17 protein-coding genes and 2 tRNA genes are annotated in these 20,896 nt (G+C 53.5%); 18 read left to right on the top strand and 1 reads right to left on the bottom strand.

Annotated elements, in window-relative coordinates; translation table 11 throughout:
- The first annotated feature begins 32 nt into the window (after positions 1-32).
- The 5 genes from ON072_RS06375 to secF all read left to right on the top strand — a co-directional run bounded on the left by ON072_RS06375 (position 33) and on the right by secF (position 7,510).
- Positions 33-2,978 carry an alkaline phosphatase family protein gene (locus ON072_RS06375; RefSeq protein WP_274625995.1) on the top strand — a complete coding sequence of 982 codons (2,946 nt, stop codon included), beginning with the start codon at positions 33-35 and terminating at the stop codon, positions 2,976-2,978.
- 244 nt (positions 2,979-3,222) lie between these two features.
- Positions 3,223-3,699 carry a transcription elongation factor GreA gene (gene greA / locus ON072_RS06370; RefSeq protein ID WP_025887902.1) on the top strand — a complete coding sequence of 159 codons (477 nt, stop codon included), beginning with the start codon at positions 3,223-3,225 and terminating at the stop codon, positions 3,697-3,699.
- 385 nt (positions 3,700-4,084) lie between these two features.
- Positions 4,085-4,654, top strand: a complete 570-nt coding sequence (locus ON072_RS06365) for a hypothetical protein (RefSeq protein WP_123115863.1) — start codon at positions 4,085-4,087, stop codon at positions 4,652-4,654.
- 119 nt (positions 4,655-4,773) lie between these two features.
- Positions 4,774-6,609: a protein translocase subunit SecD gene (gene secD, locus ON072_RS06360; RefSeq protein WP_274625994.1), complete on the top strand. Its 1,836-nt coding sequence runs from the start codon at positions 4,774-4,776 to the stop codon at positions 6,607-6,609.
- A gap of 4 nt (positions 6,610-6,613) precedes the next feature.
- A complete protein-coding gene (secF, locus tag ON072_RS06355; protein ID WP_370628999.1) occupies positions 6,614-7,510 on the top strand; it encodes a protein translocase subunit SecF in 897 nt (298 codons plus the stop codon).
- 115 nt (positions 7,511-7,625) lie between these two features.
- Here the strand turns inward: secF and yhbY are convergent, their stop codons facing one another.
- Positions 7,626-7,925, bottom strand: a complete 300-nt coding sequence (gene yhbY / locus ON072_RS06350) for a ribosome assembly RNA-binding protein YhbY (RefSeq protein ID WP_025009926.1) — start codon at positions 7,923-7,925, stop codon at positions 7,626-7,628.
- Between the two features lie 90 nt (positions 7,926-8,015).
- Between yhbY and rlmE the strand changes: the two genes are divergently transcribed.
- From rlmE to truB, 13 genes are all read left to right on the top strand, one after another.
- The gene (gene rlmE, locus ON072_RS06345) at positions 8,016-8,645 is read left to right on the top strand and encodes a 23S rRNA (uridine(2552)-2'-O)-methyltransferase RlmE (RefSeq protein ID WP_025009927.1); all 630 of its coding nucleotides are present in this window, start codon (positions 8,016-8,018) and stop codon (positions 8,643-8,645) included.
- Positions 8,646-8,689: 44 nt separating this feature from the next.
- Complete coding sequence (gene ftsH / locus ON072_RS06340; RefSeq protein WP_025009928.1) at positions 8,690-10,654, top strand: ATP-dependent zinc metalloprotease FtsH; 1,965 nt, start codon at positions 8,690-8,692, stop codon at positions 10,652-10,654.
- Positions 10,655-10,767: 113 nt separating this feature from the next.
- On the top strand, positions 10,768-11,604 hold the full coding sequence (gene folP / locus ON072_RS06335; protein ID WP_129980150.1) for a dihydropteroate synthase: 837 nt from the start codon (positions 10,768-10,770) through the stop codon (positions 11,602-11,604).
- Between the two features lie 98 nt (positions 11,605-11,702).
- Entirely contained in the window at positions 11,703-13,040 is a 1,338-nt protein-coding gene (glmM, locus tag ON072_RS06330) for a phosphoglucosamine mutase (RefSeq protein WP_115389099.1), read from the top strand.
- Between the two features lie 182 nt (positions 13,041-13,222).
- Positions 13,223-14,005 carry a triose-phosphate isomerase gene (gene tpiA, locus ON072_RS06325; RefSeq protein ID WP_025009931.1) on the top strand — a complete coding sequence of 261 codons (783 nt, stop codon included), beginning with the start codon at positions 13,223-13,225 and terminating at the stop codon, positions 14,003-14,005.
- Between the two features lies 1 nt (position 14,006).
- Complete coding sequence (gene secG / locus ON072_RS06320) at positions 14,007-14,312, top strand: preprotein translocase subunit SecG (RefSeq protein ID WP_025009932.1); 306 nt, start codon at positions 14,007-14,009, stop codon at positions 14,310-14,312.
- A 10-nt stretch (positions 14,313-14,322) separates the two neighbouring features.
- A tRNA-Leu gene (locus ON072_RS06315) sits at positions 14,323-14,409 on the top strand.
- A gap of 81 nt (positions 14,410-14,490) precedes the next feature.
- Positions 14,491-14,567, top strand: a tRNA-Met gene (locus ON072_RS06310).
- Between the two features lie 174 nt (positions 14,568-14,741).
- Positions 14,742-15,197, top strand: a complete 456-nt coding sequence (gene rimP, locus ON072_RS06305) for a ribosome maturation factor RimP (RefSeq protein ID WP_025887922.1) — start codon at positions 14,742-14,744, stop codon at positions 15,195-15,197.
- A 27-nt stretch (positions 15,198-15,224) separates the two neighbouring features.
- Positions 15,225-16,724: a transcription termination factor NusA gene (nusA, locus tag ON072_RS06300; protein WP_028780659.1), complete on the top strand. Its 1,500-nt coding sequence runs from the start codon at positions 15,225-15,227 to the stop codon at positions 16,722-16,724.
- 24 nt (positions 16,725-16,748) lie between these two features.
- Positions 16,749-19,412, top strand: coding sequence for a translation initiation factor IF-2 (gene infB / locus ON072_RS06295; protein ID WP_274625993.1), 2,664 nt, complete (start codon positions 16,749-16,751; stop codon positions 19,410-19,412).
- Between the two features lie 57 nt (positions 19,413-19,469).
- Positions 19,470-19,883 (top strand): 30S ribosome-binding factor RbfA, encoded by a 414-nt coding sequence (rbfA, locus tag ON072_RS06290; RefSeq protein WP_025009934.1) that lies wholly within the window; start codon positions 19,470-19,472, stop codon positions 19,881-19,883.
- Positions 19,883-20,830, top strand: coding sequence for a tRNA pseudouridine(55) synthase TruB (truB, locus tag ON072_RS06285; RefSeq protein ID WP_025009935.1), 948 nt, complete (start codon positions 19,883-19,885; stop codon positions 20,828-20,830). The genes rbfA and truB overlap by 1 nt, the downstream gene beginning before the upstream one ends.
- Positions 20,831-20,896 lie beyond the last annotated feature (66 nt).

The raw sequence follows: 20,896 nt of genomic DNA, 5'->3' as shown, positions 1-20,896 counted from the left end.
TAAGGCGTTTCATTTAAGACGCTGCAATCAAGATGTTTCAGGGAAAGGAAGTGATGATACTCGAGTCTGTCTCAAAGGAGCCCAAGGGCCGGGAAAATGTTGCGGGGCGAGTCAAAGGGCTGTTCAACCGGCGGAGCAAAGCACAGGCTCTTGCCTTGAGTTTTGGCTTGGCTTTGAGCCTTGGCAGTAATGGCGTGCGGGCTGATATCAACACAGTGCCTTTGGTGGCGCCCTTGTATCACGGCGGCGATCTGCTGCAAAAGCAGCTGTTTAAAGGGTTGGAGCTCAGTGTCACCACAGGGCGCGATCTGGCGATATTTTCCGTTGCCGGTATGAGCCTGGATGCCTACATTTTAACGCTGCCGCTCGATGCGCCGACCAAGGCCAGGGTCATAGCCCGGCTGTCGGATCCTTTCTACAGCATCCCCCTTGGGCATTTTCTCTACCTTTTTTACGACAGATACAGCCGCGCCGAGAACCGGGATCAGTTCCGGGATTATCTGCTTAGCCAATACAGCAAGGAGCAAATCGCCCCCTGGCAGCATTCGCTGTTCAGCCTGGAGGAGCAGGTCAAAGACAATACCGAACCGACCGCCGAAGCCAATGACAGACGCGAGGGCATGACGCTCAATCGCCAGTTGGTTGCCATGTTGGTGACTGTCTATGATCGCCTGTTCAACAATGATGATTGGGACCTTGGCAAGAAACTGCCGGAACATTACCGCTATCTTGGCGATAGCCCTGAAGATCTGGCGTTGATTGCCGACATTCAGCCGCTGATCATCACTGAGATTGGCAAGTATGTCGGCAGTCTGCCCGAGGGGGATATGCGCAGCGCCCTCGAGCTGATTATTGAAGATGGCAAGGCGGAAAATGCCGCCAAGGTAAACAACAAGGCGCAGGCGATAACCGTTACCCTTATCGACTTTGTCCGTCTCAATGTGCTCAAGGCCTATCGCCAATATGCATTACCGGCGCAGCGGGCCAAGGCCTTTTCTGCCTGGATGCAGGCTAGTCTCAAGGAAGATCCCAAGGGGTTGAGTGACTTTCTGGCAAGCTGGAGTCAACGCCCAAGAGCGGTGCAGATAACGGTAGATGGCTTGAGCCAGGGACTGATGCAGGCGTTGGTAGCACCCAATTCCGGCCCTTATCTCAAAGAAGTGCTAGCCAAGGATGCGGCTTTGTTGCAACTCTCGCCCGCGTCAGCCATGGGGCGGCCGCAGCACACTCCCAAGCAGGACTTTTTGCGTCAGCTGGTGAAAAATGGCGTTACCGATCAGTACTATCTGCCGTTTTTCAAGTCACTCTATCGCCGGAGTGAAAATGGCATAGCCACAGGAGGCATCTCTTCCACGCCTACCATCAGTGTGCGCAATCTGCCGATTATCAAGACAGGCGCCGCAGTGTCCGGTAAGGGCGGCACAGGGATCCCCAATTTTCACTTTGTCGATCGCACCCGTGACCGGGCCTATTACTTCTTCGGCAATGATGCTCTGCAGCTCGAAAATCTGGCGGAGAGCCGCGGCATGCGCACCATGTTCGACCGACTGAACTATCTCAAGACCTTAAACTGTAACGCCCAATATGACTGGAACGCCCAGACCAGCTTCGATGCCCTGGTCAATCTGGGGCTAGGTGAAGTGATCCGTGATTTTGGCGAGCAGCGCTGTCTCAATGAGTTGTCGCTGCGCGCCGAAGCCGAGAAGGGCTTGCAACATAAAGTGGCGGCGGTTCGAGAGCAACTCGAGGCCTACGACAAGATGGGCGCCTGGCGGCTGTTTTCCCGCATGAGCTTGCGGGCCAAGCTCAATGAACAGCTCAATGAGCTGGCCTTGCTGAGTGAGCAGGCAATGCCGGACTATCTGCTTATTTATAACCCCTGGCCGGATCACTTCGCCCATTTCAAGGGGCCGTTCAGCGACGAAATCATAGCGCCGACCGGTGAGCTTAACCGGCTCGATTACTGGCTCGGCCGTCTGGACAAGGTGTATCGGGACGCGGGTATCTATCCGCAGACGCTGTGGGGCATGGCCGGCGATCATGGTTTGGCACCTGTGTATCACACCCTTAACCCAGAACTGGTGCTGCAAGATGCGCTCAAGCAACGCGGGGTCGAGCTCAAGATAAGCAAAATCTCCTCTGATGAAGGGGAAGGCCCCAAGATAACCAACAACCTCAATCCGCCTTCACTGCATGGGGTAGATTTGGTGATAGCCTCCACTGCCGGTGGCAACTATATGCTGGACTTCTTTAACTCGGACCGAGGTTGGCAGGTGCAACCCCTGTACCAAGAGTTGACCCGTTTTAAGGTCAGAGAAGGCAAGGCGCTGGATATGGTCAGCCTACTTGCCGATGAGTTGCAGGAATCGCTGGATTATCTTGTGGTGCGCCAAAGCGATTGTACGCTTGATAGCTGCTCTGTGCGTTTGGTGGGATACAGAAACGGGCAGCGCCGCGATGAAATGATCAGTCGCGAGTCGGGCGTTATCCGTTATCAGGCGCTGGATGCTAAAGGCGCGCCTGAGCTGCTGGCACTGGCTCAGAGCAACCCTTATCTGACGCCGCTGTCTGATGTTCAGCTGTCCACCAAGCAACAACTGCTCGAACTATGCCTGGGGAGTGCCAAGGGCTGCAGCGCCGAGCAGTGGCGCAGCCTGGCGGCCATGAGTCCCAGACCCGATGCTGTGGTGCAGCTGGCACATCTCTATGATGAAGACAGGGCCGGCACCATCAACCTCTTCCCCAAAGAGGGGTTTGGCTACAACACCCTGGTACCGGGTCGTCATGCGGGCGAGCATTATCTGGAAAAAGATGCCTTCATAGGTTTCTGGGGCGAGACGGTCAAACCCGGCCAGAGATTGGGGCCGCTGGATAACGGCTCACTGGCACCGACCTTGTATCAGTACCTTACCGGTGAGCAGGTCGAGGTAGGAGACAATGGTTGGGGCTATCCCTCTGTGCTTTCGAGTCTTAACTGAGATGAATTTCTCATCGTCGGTGCCACAGAAACAGAGATTTTTGTCGCCATGGCTGGCAAGCCAGCCATGGCTTAGGTAAGCTTGTAGCCAAGATGAATTGAGTTTTAGCCGGTGTATTCCCCGGTATTCCGCTATGCATCCCTGGCGCCGCTGACAAAATGGCGCCCATTCACCCGGAAAATGAGTCTCTGTTGGCCTTAGGCCGACGGAGGCTGCTTTTGTTTGACAGGAGACGAAAGAGATTATGAACAAGGTTCCCATGACCCTGGTTGGGGCAGAACAGTTGCGCAAAGAACTGGATATACTCAAGTTTGATCGCCGTCCCAAGATCACCGAGGCAATTGCCGCGGCGCGTGAACTGGGGGATTTGAAAGAAAACGCGGAATACCATGCAGCCCGTGAAGAGCAGGGCATTTGCGAAGCCCGTATCCGCGATATCGAAGGCAAACTGTCCAATGCCCAGATTATTGATGTGACCAAGATGCCCAACAATGGCCGGATCATCTTTGGCGCCACTGTGACCATACTGAATCTGGACACAGATGCCGAAGTGACTTACCGCATTGTCGGTGACGATGAGGCTAATATCAAAGAGAACCTGATCTCGGTGAACTCACCCATTGCCCGTGGCCTTATCGGCAAAAATCTGGGGGATGAAGTCAATATTCAAACCCCCGGTGGCCTGGCAGAGTATGAAGTGGTCGCCGTCGAATATATCTGATTGCGTTATCAAGCCGCCTCCGGGCGGCTTTTTTGTGATTCAAACTGCTAAGGAAGGTGCGAATAAGTCCTCGTGGCACTCTGGCTTGCACAGCAATTGGCGTTCAAGGCATCTGACTGAAGGCATGCCGGGGCCTGTCGAAGTCGGATAACGCAGAGAGCCGGTTGCTATGAAAGCCCCGAAGGGCGTGGCTTACAGGCCTGCCTGCTGTGTTGTGCTTCTTGCAAAGGACTAGGGCCATTTGCTGCGAACCACGCCTTGCATCCAAGCCCGTAAGCCGACGCAGAGTACACATGGGACTTGTTCGCACCTTCCCTAAGATGGACAAAGTTTAATTTGCCCGTCAGGGCTTGAAAGACTAGCATCCGCCCAAATAACCCTGTTTATGGATAACACCTTGCTGAGAATCATGCGCCTCTTTACCCTGCTGATCGCCATAGGTCTGCTGGGCAATGTGTATTCCGGGATTGCCTCTGATGCAACCTGGAAGGCGTTTGAGCAAGCCTTACCCGAGCTCAGTCAGCAACAAGATGCTGACAAAGAGCCGTCTTCTGCAGTGTTGTCAGCGTCTCTTGGTCAAGAACCCCAATCCCAGGAGTCCCTGCATCATAAGCTTGGCAAGCATGATGCTGCCGACAGAGAAAAGGTGGATGGCAAAGTTTCCCTGTCTCACTTATCCAAGTTGCTGCGCTCCGAGCAGGGCGACCAACTCTATTCGGCACCCGGAGCCAGCCAGCGCTGCCTCAGCACGGCCGCTCCGCATGATGTGGCCGAGCCACCCTATGAATTGGCGTTTGAAATCGCTATGCCACCGGCGCCTGTGCTCAGCATTGGTTTTGCCGAGCAATTGCCTATTGAGCAGTATTGGACCTTAAAGCACCCAGGAGCCGGTTTGCGCCTTGGGGGCTGGAAAGACGCCAACCTCCGCTATCGCTTCAGTCAGCAAGCCGCCTGATGCTCTCTACCGGACTTTTCTGTCCGGGTTTCACTTCATCTGTTGTCAGTTACTCCTTCATTGGATGGCTGCGACTGTGATATGTGGCTTAAGCCACGAGTCGAAAAGAGAGCATAAATATGATAACTGACTCATTATTAAAGAGTAATGGCCGCGGGCGCCAGCCTAAAAAACTGCTTAATCACTACAGCGCCTGGAAATATCTGGTACTGGTAGTCACCCTGGTGGTGATGGCGCTGAGCGCCTTGCCGACTTGGTATGGTGAAGATGCCGCGGTGCAAATATCCCCCAAGGCCGGACTGGACTTATCTCCGACCCAGATAGTTTCTGAACTGGCCAAGGCCGATATTCAAGTCAAGCGCCTGGACAGCAAAGATCAGCAAACCCTGATTATTCTCAATGATGAAGGCCAACAGACTTTGGCCAAATCCTTGCTGGCCGGTCGTGCCAAAGATCCCGCTGAACTCACTCTGGCTTTGAGCCCGGCGGCGCCCGAGTGGTTGCTCGGCATGGGGTTTGAACCCATTAAGTTGGGGCTGGATCTTCGTGGCGGGGTGCAATTCTTGTTGGATGTGGATATCACCCCTGTGTATCAAACCCAGGGAAGTTCACTGGCCGATGCCCTGCGTGCCTTTGCCAGAGAGCAAGGGATCCGAGGCTTGAGTGTGCGTCAGGGCGCTGAAGAGCAACTGACAGTGGTTATGCCAGAGGCGGCTCGCGCCGAGGTGCGGCAGTTTATGGCCAGGCAATACCCACTCTGGCAGGTGAGCGGCAATAACAGTCAGCTCAAGTTGGCGCTGACTGAGGCTGAGAAAATCAACCTGCGTAACCTGACAGTGCAGCAAAACCTGCAGATCATGCGTACCCGTATCGAAGAGTTGGGGATCACCGAAGCGCTGGTGCAGCGTCAGGGCGAAAGCCGCATCCGTATCGAGCTGCCCGGTGTTCAAGACCCGGCTGCCGCCAAGAGCGTGATAGGGGCGACCGCGACTCTGGCCTTCTATGAAGTCAAGGACAGTGCCACCGGCGCCATGTTGATTAAGGACAAGTCCGGCAATCCTGTACCCGTGGCGCGCAAACCTGTGCTGACCGGCGAGCATATTGTCGATGCCCGTGCCGGCATAGGTGAAATGGGTACTGCCGAGGTCAATATTACCCTGGACAGTGAAGGCGGCCGCCTTATGACCGACTTCTCCCGAGGCCATATCGGCAAACCTATGGCCACGGCATACAGTGAGTACAGCCGCGATGCCAACGGCAAGGCAGTACAAAGCAATGAAATTATCAGTGTCGCCACCATTCAGTCTGTGCTGCCGGAGCGTTTTCGGATAACCGGCGCCGGTAGTTATCAGGATGCGCAGCAACTGGCTCTTTTGCTGCGGGCCGGTTCTATGACTGCGCCTGTCACCATAGTTGAAGAGCGCACTATAGGCCCGACGCTGGGGGCAGAGAATATTCACAACGGCTTTGCCGCCCTGGCGCTCGGCATGGGGATCACCCTGGTGTTTATGGCGCTTTGGTATCGCAGGCTTGGCTGGGTCGCCAACCTGGCGTTGCTGGCTAACATGGTTTTGCTGTTTGGCTTGCTGGCCTTGATCCCCGGCGCGGTACTGACTCTCCCCGGGATTGCCGGTTTGGTGCTGACAGTGGGAATGGCGGTGGATACCAATGTGCTGATTTTCGAGCGGATCCGCGACAAGCTTCGTGAAGGGCGGGCATTGGCGCACGCCATTGACAAGGGCTTTGACAGCGCCTTCTCCACCATTTTCGATGCCAACTTCACCACTATGATCACTGCTGTAGTGCTCTACGCCATAGGTAATGGTCCTATTCAGGGGTTTGCGCTGACGCTGGGGCTGGGGTTGTTGACCAGTATGTTCACCGGGATTTTTGCCTCAAGGGCGATTATTAACCTGGTCTATGGCAAGAACTTCAGCCGCGAAGTGAGGGTTTAATATTATGATTAATATGAAAAATGCAACCAAGTGGCGTTATTTCAGCAGCGCGATTTCTGTAATTTTGATGATAGTGTCCATCAGTGTGATTGCCGTCAAGGGGCTCAACTGGGGGCTGGATTTTACCGGCGGCGTGGTCAGTGAAATCCGTATCGACAGCTCAATCAGCTCCAAATCGCTGCAACCTGTGTTGCAGCAGGCCTATGGCCAGGAAGTCAGCCTGATTGCTGCCGGTGAGCCGGGACGCTGGGTGCTGCGTTATGCAGCGCCAAGTGCCGGGCAAACCATGCCCGAACTGCCGGAGGTACTGGCGGGTATGAACACTCATGTTGAAGTGCTCAATACCAGCATAGTCGGGCCTCAGGTCGGCCAGGAGTTGGCCGAGCAGGGCGGCTTGGCTTTGCTGGTGGCAATGCTGTGTATTCTGGGGTATCTCTCTTACCGCTTTGAGTGGCGTCTGGCGTCCGGTGCGGTATTTGCTCTGGTGCATGATGTTATCTTTGTGCTGGCTTTTTTCGCCGCCACTCAGATGGAGTTCAACCTGACGGTGCTGGCGGCTGTGTTGGCCATTTTGGGATATTCGCTCAACGATTCCATCATTATTGCCGACAGGATCCGCGAATTGCTGGCTGCCAAACCCAAGTTGGCGGTAAAAGACATCAATAACCAGGCGATTGCGGCCACTTTTGCCCGAACCATGGTGACATCCGGTACTACCCTGATGACTATTTCAGCACTGTGGATCATGGGCGGAGGCCCCTTGGAAGGATTTTCCATCGCCATGTTTATCGGGGTGTTGACCGGTACTTTCTCATCGATATCGGTTGGTACTTCACTGCCGGAATGGCTGGGACTGTCCAGTGAGCATTATCGGGTGACGCCTGTGACCCAGACACCCTGATTGAAACCCATCAATTAATACTGATTTAATCCGCCGGCGCCACAATGTGTGCGCCGATGGGATTATGGCAACAAAAAAGCCACCGGTTAAGGTGGCTTTTTTGTGGGGAAAGGGCTTATCTGGCCTTGGGCAGAGCGATTTTCATCTCTTCGGATTGACGGAAGAGCACCAAAACATGGCCGATCAGCTGCACCTTGGTTGCCTGGGTTTCACGGACAATGGCATCAACGATAGCGGCTTTCAGTTCTCTGTCTTCAGAGGCGACTTTAACTTTAATCAGCTCATGGTGAGAGAGCGCATTATCAATTTCAGCCAGTACCCCTTCAGTCAGGCCATTGGCACCAAGCAGCACTACCGGCTTGAGGCTATGTGCCAGGCCCTTGAGATGCTGTTTCTGTTTGGTTGTTAAGTTCATTTCTACCAACTTTTGCTGAGTTACTGTTGAAAAGCCGCTATTCTACCCTCATATAGCCCTTGTGTAACTCTCATTTGTTGCGGATTTTGAATGTCAGGTAAGAAACGTACGGCCAGTTCCACCCGTTGGATGCAGGAACACTTTGATGATCACTATGTCAAATTGGCACAAAAACGGGGGCTGCGTTCGCGGGCCGCGTTCAAGTTAGAGGAGCTGCAACAAAAAGATCAGCTGATTAAACCCGGGATGACAGTGGTCGACCTGGGGGCGGCTCCCGGAGGTTGGTCTCAGGTGGCGGCCAAGTTGGTCGGTGAAAAAGGTAAAGTGGTTGCCTGTGATATTTTACCGATGGACCCAATCGTTGGTGTCGATTTCCTTCAGGGAGACTTCCGTGAGGAAAAAGTCCTTGAGGCCTTGCTGACCCGGGTAGGGGAAGATAAGGTTGACTTGGTGCTCTCGGATATGGCGCCCAATATGAGTGGTTCAGATGGTGTGGATCAGCCCAGAGCCATGTATTTAGTGGAGTTGGCGCTGGATATGTGTCATCAGGTGTTGGCAGCCAATGGTAGTTTTGCTGTTAAAGTCTTTCAGGGGGAGGGCTTTGACGAGTATATGAAAGCAGTCAGACAAGCGTTCAAGACTGTAAAAACCCGTAAGCCGGATTCCTCCAGGCCACGTTCTCGCGAGGTCTATCTGGTAGCGACAGGGTACAAGTTGTAGTACCCTGATTGAAGTAAATCTCAAGACTTTGTGAGGTTCAGTAATTGAGTGACATGGCAAAAAATTTGATTCTCTGGGTGGTCATCGCCGTGGTGCTGATGTCCGTGTTCCAGGGTTACTCCCCCTCTTCTTCGTCAGCGCAGAAGATGGATTATTCGACTTTCCTGGACGATGTTCGTAGCGGCCAAGTCAGTAACGTTGAAGTGAAAAGCGACCAACGTACGATTGAAGGCGTCAAAAAGTCCGGTGAAAAGTTCACCACCATTATGCCCTTGTATGACCAGGATCTGATCAATGACCTGGATCGTAAAGGCATCCGCATGAAAGGGCAGGAAGCCGAAGAGTCAGGTTTCCTGACACAGATCTTTATCTCCTGGTTCCCCATGTTGCTGCTTATCGGGGTGTGGATCTTCTTTATGCGACAGATGCAGGGCGGTGGCGGTAAAGGCGCCATGTCCTTTGGCAAGAGTAAAGCCAAGCTGATGAGCGAAGATCAGATTAAGACCACCTTTGCTGATGTGGCCGGTTGTGACGAGGCCAAGGAAGAGGTGAAGGAGATGGTGGATTATCTGCGTGATCCCACCAAATTCCAGAAACTCGGTGGCCGTATTCCTACCGGTGTCTTGATGGTTGGCCCTCCAGGTACAGGTAAAACCTTGCTTGCCAAGGCGATTGCCGGTGAAGCCAAGGTGCCTTTCTTTACCATCTCAGGTTCTGACTTTGTGGAAATGTTTGTCGGTGTCGGTGCCTCCCGGGTACGTGACATGTTCGAGCAGGCCAAAAAGTCGGCTCCATGCATCATCTTTATCGATGAAATCGATGCCGTGGGCCGTCAGCGTGGTGCCGGGCTCGGTGGTGGTCACGACGAGCGTGAGCAAACATTGAACCAGATGCTGGTGGAAATGGATGGCTTTGAAGGTAATGAAGGTATTATCGTTATTGCCGCAACCAACCGCCCAGACGTGTTGGATGCCGCGCTGCTGCGTCCCGGCCGTTTCGACCGCCAGGTTGTAGTGGGGCTGCCGGATGTTCGTGGCCGTGAGCAAATTCTTAAAGTGCACATGCGTAAAGTGCCTTTGGGTGACGATGTTAAAGCCAGTGTGATTGCCCGTGGTACGCCTGGGTTCTCAGGTGCGGATCTTGCCAACCTGGTTAACGAGGCTGCACTGTTTGCCGCCCGCGGTAATCGCCGTGTGGTGACCATGGAAGAGTTTGAGAGTGCCAAAGACAAGATCATGATGGGCGCCGAGCGCCGCTCCATGGTGATGTCTGAGTCCGAGAAAGAGATGACGGCTTACCACGAAGCCGGTCACGCGATTGTGGGCTATCTGGTGCCTGAGCACGACCCTGTGCATAAGGTAACCATTATCCCTCGAGGCCGGGCCTTGGGTGTGACCTTCTTCCTGCCGGAAGCCGATGCCATCAGTGAGAGCCGCCAGAAGCTGGAGAGTAAGATCTCTGTGGCCTACGGTGGTCGACTGGCCGAAGAGATTATCTTTGGCACTGAAAAAGTCTCTACCGGTGCATCTCAGGACATTAAATATGCTACGGCCATTGCCCGTAACATGGTGACCCAGTGGGGCTTCTCCGAGAAACTCGGTCCGCTGCTGTATGCAGAGGAAGAGGGTGAAGTATTCCTGGGCCGCTCCATGGCCAAGTCCAAGCATATGTCTGATGAGACTGCGGCCATCATAGACTCTGAAATCAAGGCCATCATTGACCGCAACTACCAGCGTGCCAAACAACTGCTGGATGAGAATATGGACGTTCTGCACGCGATGAAAGATGCGTTGATGAAGTATGAGACCATAGACTCGCGCCAGATAGAGGACCTGATGGAGCGCCGCGAAGTGCGTCCTCCGGTCGATTGGCAGCTGGACGACAATGGCTCTTCCAACGGCAATAATGGCAGTAAAGGTGCCAAGCCTGAAGAGACTGAAGTTGAAGAGCATGAGCCGAGTGATACTGCTGCAGATTTGGGCAAACCCGGCGAGAGCCCGCTGAAATAAGCCTACTCTGAGGTAAAAGAAAACCCCGCAAGGGGTTTTCTTGTTTCTGCCTGAAGGCACAATAATAAATCCAATAAAGATGTTCTCGCGCTTGACGCGTAAGGGAGTAAAGAGTGTTTGAACTAAAGTCCGGTGCTCACCAACTACTACTCGATGAGCCCAAGGTAATGGGGATCCTCAATGTAACCCCGGATTCGTTTTCCGATGGCGGCCGTTTTTCTTCCTTTGAACTGGCCTGCCGCCACGCCGACCAAATGGTGGCCGATGGCGCCGTGTTTATCGATATCGGCGGCGAGTCCACCCGGCCCGGGGCTGCCGATGTCAGCGTCGATGAGGAGCTTTCCCGGGTTGTTCCCTTGGTGGAGTATATTGTCGCCAAGTATCCCCACATCTGGATCTCTTTGGATACCAGTAAAGCCGAAGTGATGCGCGCCGGTATCAATGCAGGCGCTCACCTTATCAATGATGTGCGGGCCTTGCAGGAGCCCGGCGCTCTACAAGCCGCTGCTGAACTGCAGGTGCCTGTGTGTCTGATGCATATGCAGGGGCAACCCAGAACCATGCAGAATGCGCCCCATTATGAGGATCTGCTTGCCGAGGTGAATGACTTCTTTGCCAAGCGCATTGAGGCCTGTATTGATGCGGGGATCGCCAGAGAGGCAATATTGCTGGATCCGGGTTTTGGATTTGGCAAGACGCTGGAACACAATTATCATCTGCTGGCTCATTTGCAGGAGCTGGCAAAATTTGATCTGCCTTTACTTATCGGACTGTCGCGAAAGAGTATGATAGGAAATCTGCTTGAGCGCAGTGTCAACAACAGATTGGCAGGTAGCCTGGCGGGTGCCATGTTGGCAGCTCAGCGGGGCGCACATATTATTCGGGTACATGATGTCGCAGAGACCAGCGATGTACTCAAGGTCATGGCAGCAACCAAGCAGTTTGGATAAAGACAGCGCCGTGACTTCAAAGGTTTCAGGCCGGTGGGTCAGCCGGTATTAGGTTTACAGTATATAGAATAACCATTCAAAGATGGTTCTCAGTAGGAGTGAGCGTGAGAAAGTTTTTTGGTACGGACGGGATCCGCGGCAAGGTTGGAGCGGGCAAGATGACTCCGGAGCTGGCACTTAAGCTTGGCTGGGCTGCCGGTAGGGTCTTGTCCCGCAGTGGTACCCGTAAAGTGATTATAGGCAAAGATACCCGGATCTCAGGTTATCTGTTCGAGTCGGCGCTGGAAGCCGGCCTGTCTGCCGCCGGACTCAATGTGATGTTGATGGGGCCCATGCCGACGCCGGCCGTCGCCTACCTGACCCGAACATTCCGCGCCGAGGCGGGGGTCGTTATCAGTGCATCTCACAATCCCTACTATGACAACGGTATTAAGTTTTTCTCCACAGATGGCAGCAAGCTGGATGACGAACTGGAACTGGAGATAGAAGCCGAGCTGGAAAAACCTCTGGTTTGTGTCGAGTCGCACCTGCTGGGGAAAGTCTCCCGTATCGATGATGCCGCCGGTCGTTATATCGAATATTGCAAAGGTAACTTCCCGGCGGATCAAACCCTCGCCGGGCTCAAGATAGTGGTGGATTGTGCTCATGGCGCTACCTATCACATCGCCCCCAATGTGTTCCGCGAACTGGGCGCCGAGGTAGTGACCATAGGGGATAAGCCCAATGGCATCAACATCAATGATCAGGTTGGTGCGACCTCCATGGCCAAGATTTGTGAGACCGTGGTCAGCGAAGGCGCCGATCTGGGTATCGCGCTCGATGGCGACGGCGACCGTATCATGATGGTCAATCGACAAGGTGAAGTGATAGACGGCGATCAGATCCTCTATATTCTTGCCTGCGACGCCCAAAAGCGCGGCATTCTCAAAGGCGGGGTTGTCGGTACCTTGATGTCCAATCTTGGACTCGAATTGGCGCTCAAACAGCTCAATATCCCCTTTGCCCGTTCCAAAGTCGGCGACCGCTATGTAATAGAACTGCTGAAAGAGAAAGATTGGCGTATAGGGGGGGAGAACTCAGGCCATATCCTCAATCTGGATCATGGCACTACGGGTGATGGTATAGTGGCAGGTATTCTGGTGCTGGCGGCAATGCGCCGTCACAACGCCTCGCTGGAAGAGTTGACTGAATCTATGAAGATGTTGCCTCAGGTCCTTATTAATGTTCGCTTTGAAGGCAACTCAGATCCGCTGGCATCACAACTGGTGAAAGACGCCCAGGCTCAGGTTGAGTCGCAACTTGGTGAGCGCGGCCGGGTACTGCTGCGTAAATCCGGTACTGAGCCTTTGATCCGGGTGATGGTGGAAGGGGACGATGAAGCCCAGGTGCGCGCCCATGCCGAAACCATAGCCACCGCAGTCAAACAAGCGGTTTAAACTGGCCTTTTTTAGCTTAATCAAAGTAAAATTAATGACTTAAGCTGGAATTGTGAGCGATTTACTGAGTGCGAGCGCAAAAAGTAGCCGAACACACAGTAAATCGCAAAAATTCCGTAATCAGGTATTGTAAGTTAATAAGTGGTTCGCTATTATTCACGCCGCTTTCAGAGGAGATGGTGATGGCACTCAGACGTCCAATGGTAGCAGGCAACTGGAAAATGAATGGCAGCGCGCAGTTGGCGCAAGAGTTATTCAAGAAGTTTGCCACCAAGCTACATAATGATTCTGTTGAAGTGGTTTTATGCCCACCAGCAATTTACCTGGAAAGCGTAAGGCAACTGCTCGAAACTAACAGGGAAACCCTGAATGGTTCTCTGGTTAGAATGGGGGCTCAAAACCTGAGTCAGCACGATTTTGGTGCCTACACAGGTGAAACCTCAGGGCGGATGCTGAAAGATGCCGGCTGTCGTTATGTGATAATCGGTCACTCGGAACGCCGTCGTATGTACGGTGAGACGAGTAATATAGTGGCAGAGAAATTTGCCGCAGCTCAAAAGCACGGTTTGACCCCGATACTTTGTGTCGGTGAATCGGGCCCGGCTCGTGAAGCAAGACGTACCTTCGAGGTGCTTGCCGAGGAGTTGGATGTGGTAATCGAAAAGAACGGTACCATGGCTTTTGATAATGCGATCATCGCCTATGAACCCCTTTGGGCTGTAGGGACAGGAAAGAGCGCAACACCGGAGCAGGCACAAGAAGTTCACGCGTTTATACGCAATCGCCTCTCTGAAGTGTCCCCTTATATTGGGGAAAACATCAGGATCTTGTACGGCGGCAGTGTCACACCGAGTAATGCTGCAGATTTATTCGCCCAACCTGATGTGGATGGTGGACTGATAGGCGGTGCTAGCTTAAACTCTACCGAATTCTTGAGTTTATGTACGATAGCAATGAGCGCTTAATATGAAAGAAGTACTGATGGTTATTTACTTGTTGGTAGCTTTGGGTCTGGTTGGACTCATCCTTATCCAGCAAGGCAAAGGGGCTGACATGGGCGCATCTTTTGGTGCCGGTGCTTCAGGAACCCTGTTCGGTTCAGCAGGTTCAGGTAACTTTCTGACCCGTACAACGGCGATTCTCGCTATCGCGTTTTTCACTCTCAGCCTGGTTATCGGCAACATGAGTGCACATCACGTGAAGCAGGAAACCAACATTATGGGGCCTGACGTAGAACAGACCCAACAGTCTGAGACCAAAATTCCAGACTAATACCGAATATGCCGAGGTGGTGAAATTGGTAGACGCGCAGCCTTGAGGTGGCTGTGACCTAACGGTCGTGCGGGTTCAAGTCCCGCTCTCGGCACCAATCTTTAACTGAGAAATGGAAGTGAAATTTCCCTCAGTTATTGCAAGTAAAAGCTGAAATCAGTAAACTTGCAGCAGTTGACGCGGGGTGGAGCAGCTTGGTAGCTCGTCGGGCTCATAACCCGAAGGTCGTCGGTTCAAATCCGGCCCCCGCAACCAGCTCCCAGTGATGAATTGCGCTACTCTACAATTCATCCTGTTTACAGGTTCTTGAACATAATGACCTCGTGATTACGGGGTTTTTTGTTATCTGGGACTTTTAAATTTGCTGCCTTTTACGGCAGCTCAATACTGGGGCTATTAATAGCCCTTTTTTGTTTTTCGGGGGTTACCTTGGCAACATTAGAATCCAGACTCACAGAAATGCTTACTCCGGCAGTGGAAGGCTTAGGCTACCAGCTCTGGGGTATTGAATTTGTTAAGGCCGGCAAGCATTCAACCTTGCGGCTATTTATTGACAGTGAGAACGGCATTAATATTGAAGACTGTGCCAATGCCAGTCGTCAGGCGAGCGCCATTCTGGATGTCGAGGACCCTATCACTTCCGAATACACTCTGGAAGTCTCCTCTCCCGGTCTCGACAGGCCGCTGTTCACCTCTGAGCAATATGGTATGTACCTTGGAGAGGAAGCAAAGATTCAACTGACTATGCCGGTAGCGGGTAGTCGTAACTTAAAAGGTACCATCACTAAGGTGGAAGGGCAGATGCTCACTCTGACAGTGGATGGAAAAGACTTGATTATTGCCTTGGATAACATCCGTAAAGGCAACCTGATCGCTAAGTTTTGATGGTTTCAAGGTGAACGAGGCAAGACGATGAATAAAGATATTTTGCTGGTCGCTGAAGCGGTTTCCAACGAAAAGGCTGTACCGCGCGAAAAGATTTTCGAGGCGCTCGAAATTGCGCTGGCTACCGCAACCAAGAAAAAGTATGAAGGCGATATCGATGTTCGTGTTGCCATAGATCGCAAAACTGGCGACTACGAGACTTTTCGCCGCTGGTTGGTGGTTGATGATAACGGTGAAGCGTTGGAAAACCCTTACCGTGAAATCACTCTGGAAGCGGCTCGTTATGAGAACCCGGAGATCCAGCCTGGCGAGTTCATTGAGGATGAAATTGATTCGGTACAATTTGACCGTATCACCACTCAAACCGCCAAGCAGGTGATAGTACAGAAAGTCCGTGAAGCCGAGCGCGCCCAAATCGTCGAGCAGTTTATCGACAAAGAAGGTGATTTGGTTACCGGTGTGGTCAAAAAGAGCAACCGCGACAGCGTAGTGGTTGACCTCGGCAACAACGCCGATGGCGTGCTGTTCAAAGAAGATCTGATCTCCCGTGAGACTTTCCGTCCGGGTGACCGTGTACGTTCTCTGTTGTATGCAGTGCGTCCCGAGGCCCGTGGTGCTCAGTTGTTCCTGACTCGCACCAAGCCAGAGATGCTGATCGAACTGTTCCGTGTTGAAGTACCGGAAATTGCCGATGAGATGATCGAAGTGATGGGCGCTGCCCGTGACCCAGGTTCACGGGCCAAGATCGCCGTGAAATCAAACGATCGTCGTATCGACCCTATCGGTGCCTGCGTAGGTATGCGTGGAGCCCGGGTACAGGCCGTATCCAATGAGCTCGGTGGTGAGCGTGTTGACATAGTGCTTTGGGACGATAACCCGGCACAATTTGTTATCAACGCCATGGCACCGGCCGATGTGGCCTCAATTATTGTTGACGAAGATAACCACTCAATGGATATCGCCGTCGAAGCCGATAGTCTGGCACAAGCTATCGGCCGCAATGGTCAAAACGTTCGTTTGGCGACACAGCTGACCGGCTGGGTACTGAACGTGATGACAGTGGAAGACATGAACAAGAAACATCAGGCCGAAAGCGCCAAAGTGATGGAGCTGTTCATGGGTGCGTTGGATGTGGACGAAGATTTCGCCCAGGTGCTGGCCGACGAAGGATTCACCTCTCTGGAAGAGGTGGCTTATGTTCCTGTTTCCGAGCTGTTGGCCATCGAAGGATTTGATGAAGACATAGTTGCCGCATTGCGTGAGCGCGCCAAGGCTGCCTTGTCTACCCGTGCACTGGCATCCGAAGAAGCACTGGATGGTGCCGAACCGAGTGAAGAGTTGTTGTCCATGCCTGGAATGGAGCGCCACCTGGCCTACGTTCTGGCAAGCATGGGTGTGATAACTCTGGAAGATTTAGCCGAGCAAGGCATTGACGATTTGATCGAAATTGAAGAATTGACAGAAGAAAAAGCAGGTGAGCTCATCATGGCAGCCCGCAACATCTGTTGGTTTGGCGAAGAAGCATAGTCGATCAACAGGGGGATTTAACTGATGGCAGAGACAACAGTAGAGAAACTGTCCACTGAAGTGGGAAAAAGCGTAGAGCGATTGATCGAGCAGTTTTCCAAGGCCGGTATCAAGAAAGGCAAGAATGACAGTGTCACCGAGGCCGAGAAACAGCAACTGCTGGACTACCTGAAAAAGCAACATGGTGCGGACAGTGCGCCCACCAAGATGACATTACAGCGTAAAACCGTATCGACTCTGAGTGTCGCCGGCAGCGGCGGCCAGTCCAAAGACGTCAAAGTCGAAGTTCGCAAGAAGCGCACCTTTGTGAAGCGTGACCCGGCCGAATTGGCCCGTCAGGCGGAAGAGCAGGCCCGCGCAGAAGCCGAAGCCAAAGCTCAGGCGGAAGCCGAAGCGAAAGCCAAGGCCGAAGCTGAAGCCTTGGCCAAGGCCAAGGTAGAAGCCGAAGCGAAAGCCAAGGCGGAAGCCGAAGCCAAAGCCAAGGCTAAAGCGGCTCAGGATGCTGGCAAAGCCAAGGAAGAGGTTAAGGCCGATCCCAAGACCAGCGCCGAGCAGGAAGCTGCCCGTGTTGAAGCCGAGCGTTTGAAAGCGGCTCAGGCTGAAGCTGTTAAGCGCAAGGCCGATGAAGAAGCCGCCCGTGCGGCAGCTGAAGCCCGTCGCCTGGCTGAAGAGAATGAAAAGCGCTGGGCCGAAGAAGAGCGTCAGCGTCTTGAAGCCGAGAAGCGCAGCGATCACCATATCACTACCTCTAAAGTGGCCCGCGCCGCCGAAGATACCAGCGATATGGATGAGGAGAAGCGTGGTCGTCGTTCACGTCACAAGAGTGCCGGTAAGAAACGTACCAAGGACTCCCGTGACGGTCGCGAGCGCAACATCCGTAACCGTGCGCCTCAATCCATGAACCATGGCTTCAACAAGCCGGTTGCCGCGGTAAACCGCGATGTACGCATAGGTGAAACCATTACTGTGGCCGAGCTGGCCCAGAAGATGGCCATCAAAGCCACTGAAATCATCAAGACCATGATGAAGATGGGCTCTATGGTGACCATCAACCAGGTACTGGATCAGGAAACTGCCCAACTGGTTGCCGAGGAGATGGGCCATAAGGTTGTGCTTATCCGTGAAAACGAGCTGGAGCATCAAGTTCTGGCCGACCGTGACGGTGAAGATGTCAAACTGGAGCCACGTGCGCCGGTTGTGACCATCATGGGTCACGTTGACCACGGTAAGACCTCGCTGCTTGACTATATCCGTCGCACCAAGGTTGCGGCCGGTGAGGCCGGTGGTATTACCCAGCATATCGGTGCCTACCATGTAGAAACCGACAACGGCATGATCACCTTCCTGGATACTCCAGGCCACGCCGCGTTTACCGCTATGCGTGCCCGTGGTGCCAAGGCCACTGATATCGTGGTTCTGGTTGTGGCTGCCGATGACGGCGTAATGCCTCAGACCATTGAAGCTATCCAGCATGCCAAGGCCGGTGGTGTACCGCTGATCGTGGCAGTGAACAAGATGGATAAGCCCGAAGCCGATATCGACCGCGTCAAGAGCGAACTGTCCCAGCACGGCGTGATGTCGGAAGAGTGGGGCGGTGACAACATGTTTGTGTTCGTATCTGCCAAGACAGGTATGGGCGTGGACGAGCTGCTGGAAGGTATCTTGCTGCAAGCCGAGATCCTCGAGCTCAAAGCCGTACGTGACGGCATGGCCGCCGGTGTGGTTGTTGAGTCTCAGCTGGATAAGGGCCGTGGTCCTGTTGCTACCGTCCTGGTTCAGGAAGGTACTCTGCGTCAGGGCGATATCGTTCTGTGTGGTCTGGAGTACGGTAAGATCCGTGCCATGAAGGATGAAAACGGTAAGAGCATCACTGAAGCCGGTCCGTCGATTCCGGTTGAGATCCTGGGTCTGTCCGGGGTGCCTTCTGCCGGTGACGAAGCGACTGTTGTTCGTGACGAGCGTAAGGCCCGTGAAGTCGCCCTGTATCGTCAGGGTAAGTTCCGCGATATCAAGCTGGCGCGTCAGCAGAAGTCCAAGCTGGAAAACATGTTTGCCAACATGACCGAAGGCGAAGTGAAAGAGCTGAATATCGTGCTCAAGTCCGACGTACAGGGTTCTTTGGAAGCCATCGTCGACTCGCTGACCCGTCTGTCTACCGAAGAAGTGAAAGTTAACATCATAGCCAGTGGCGTAGGTGCACTGACCGAGACAGATGCGACTCTGGCAGCGGCGTCCAACGCCATCATGGTGGGCTTCAACGTCCGTGCTGACGCTCAGGCTCGTAAGACCATCGAAAGTGAGAGTGTGGATCTGCGTTACTACAGCGTAATCTATGACCTCATCGACGAAGTCAAGTCGGCCATGAGCGGTATGCTTTCTCCTGAATTCAAGCAGGAGATCATTGGTCTGGCTGAAGTGCGTGATGTGTTCAAGTCGCCTAAACTGGGTGCAATCGCCGGTTGTATGGTGACCGAAGGTATCGTTAAGCGCAGTGCACCTATCCGGGTTCTGCGTGAGAACGTGGTTATCTATGAAGGTGAGCTCGAGTCTCTGCGTCGCTTTAAAGATGACGTTAGCGAAGTTCGCAATGGCATGGAATGTGGTATCGGCGTGAAGAACTACAATGATGTTCGCGTAGGCGACCAGATTGAGGTGTTCGAAACCGTCGAGGTTGCCCGTACCCTGTAACGACAACATCGAAAAGGGCGGCTGAGGCCGCCCTTGTTGATTTTGGGGAAGAATACTATGGCAAAAGAATTTAGTCGTACCCGGCGTATCGCCCAGCAACTGCAACAGGAGCTGGCGCAGGTACTGCAGCGTGATATGAAAGATCCTCGTGTAGGCATGGTCACTGTCAATGACGTGGAAGTCTCACGGGATCTGAGTTATGCAAAGGTGTTTGTCACCTTCTTTGAAGAAGACCCTGTCAAGGTCGATGAAAAGCTGGCTGCACTCAACAAGGCAGCGCCTTATGCCCGCACCCTGGTTGCCGGCAGAATGAAGCTCAGGGTGATGCCTGAGCTGAGATTTGTCTATGACAAGTCTCTGGTCGAGGGGATGAGAATGTCCAACCTGGTGACCGAGGTCATCAATCAGGACAAGGCCAAACAGCAGACCTTTGGCACCGAGTCTCAAGACAAGGATGAGGAAAACAACTGATGGCGCGTCGTCCCAAAGGCCGTTTGGTCGATGGTATCGTCCTGTTGGATAAAGACACTGGCATGAGTTCCAACTTTGCCCTGCAAAGGGTAAAGCGGATCTACAACGCCGCCAAGGCCGGCCATACCGGCGCGTTGGATCCTCTGGCGACAGGTATGCTGCCCATCTGTCTTGGCGAAGCCACCAAGTTTTCCCAGCACCTGTTGGATGCCGATAAACGCTATCTGGTGACAGCCAAGCTTGGAGAGCGCACTGATACCAGCGATTCTGACGGTGAAGTGGTACAAACCCGGCCGGTTGAGTTTTCCGTGACTCAACTGGAAGAGGCGCTGGAGCATTTTCGCGGCGATAGCATGCAGGTGCCTTCCATGTACTCGGCGCTCAAGTATCAGGGGCAGCCCTTGTACAAGTACGCCCGGGAAGGCAAGGAAGTGCCTCGCGAAGCCAGGCCTATTCATGTCTATGATCTCAAGTTCATCTCTTTGGAGAATGACGAGCTGACGCTGGATATTCACTGCTCCAAGGGCACGTACATTCGCACTATCGTAGACGACTTGGGCGAAATGCTTGGCTGCGGTGCCCATGTGATCATGTTGCGCCGTACTCAGGTGGCGGGTTATCCCTATGAGCGCATGGTTAGTCTGGCACAGCTTGAAGCCTTGCTGGAACAGGCCATGACCGAAGAGCGGGTGCCTTCCGAGCTGTTGGATCCTTTGCTGCTTCCCATGGACACTGCGGTTGCCGACCTTCCCGAGTGCAATGTTCCCGATGCCATGGCCGGATATCTGCTCAACGGTAACCCGGTGCGGGTCGCCAAGCTGGAAGCCGATACCCTGGTGCGGATCACCCTGGGTGAAAGCAAGCGCTTTATCGGTGTTGGTATGATGAATGACGATGGTTTGTTGGCTCCCAAGCGTTTGGTAGTGTTGCCTGAGGCAAAAAGCTGAGCTTGACTTGCGATCTACGGCCCTTGAGGTTATTATGTCGCGCCCTTGGCTGAGTTAGTGATCGGC

This window comes from Shewanella sp. K8, from assembly GCF_028823715.1.
Lineage (GTDB): Bacteria > Pseudomonadota > Gammaproteobacteria > Enterobacterales > Shewanellaceae > Shewanella > Shewanella algae.
Note: the sequence above shows the minus strand (reverse complement) of the source record. Positions and strands in the feature narration are given on the sequence as shown.

Coding starts and splice junctions, on each gene's coding strand:
- secD (WP_274625994.1), top strand. CDS start 4,774: ATGATAACTGACTCATTATTAAAGAGTAATGGCCGCGGGCGCCAGCCT.
- secG (WP_025009932.1), top strand. CDS start 14,007: ATGAAAGAAGTACTGATGGTTATTTACTTGTTGGTAGCTTTGGGTCTG.
- rbfA (WP_025009934.1), top strand. CDS start 19,470: ATGGCAAAAGAATTTAGTCGTACCCGGCGTATCGCCCAGCAACTGCAA.
- secF (WP_370628999.1), top strand. CDS start 6,614: ATGATTAATATGAAAAATGCAACCAAGTGGCGTTATTTCAGCAGCGCG.
- yhbY (WP_025009926.1), bottom strand. CDS start 7,925: ATGAACTTAACAACCAAACAGAAACAGCATCTCAAGGGCCTGGCACAT.
- nusA (WP_028780659.1), top strand. CDS start 15,225: ATGAATAAAGATATTTTGCTGGTCGCTGAAGCGGTTTCCAACGAAAAG.
- infB (WP_274625993.1), top strand. CDS start 16,749: ATGGCAGAGACAACAGTAGAGAAACTGTCCACTGAAGTGGGAAAAAGC.
- ON072_RS06365 (WP_123115863.1), top strand. CDS start 4,085: ATGGATAACACCTTGCTGAGAATCATGCGCCTCTTTACCCTGCTGATC.
- truB (WP_025009935.1), top strand. CDS start 19,883: ATGGCGCGTCGTCCCAAAGGCCGTTTGGTCGATGGTATCGTCCTGTTG.
- rlmE (WP_025009927.1), top strand. CDS start 8,016: ATGTCAGGTAAGAAACGTACGGCCAGTTCCACCCGTTGGATGCAGGAA.
- greA (WP_025887902.1), top strand. CDS start 3,223: ATGAACAAGGTTCCCATGACCCTGGTTGGGGCAGAACAGTTGCGCAAA.
- ON072_RS06375 (WP_274625995.1), top strand. CDS start 33: ATGTTTCAGGGAAAGGAAGTGATGATACTCGAGTCTGTCTCAAAGGAG.
- tpiA (WP_025009931.1), top strand. CDS start 13,223: ATGGCACTCAGACGTCCAATGGTAGCAGGCAACTGGAAAATGAATGGC.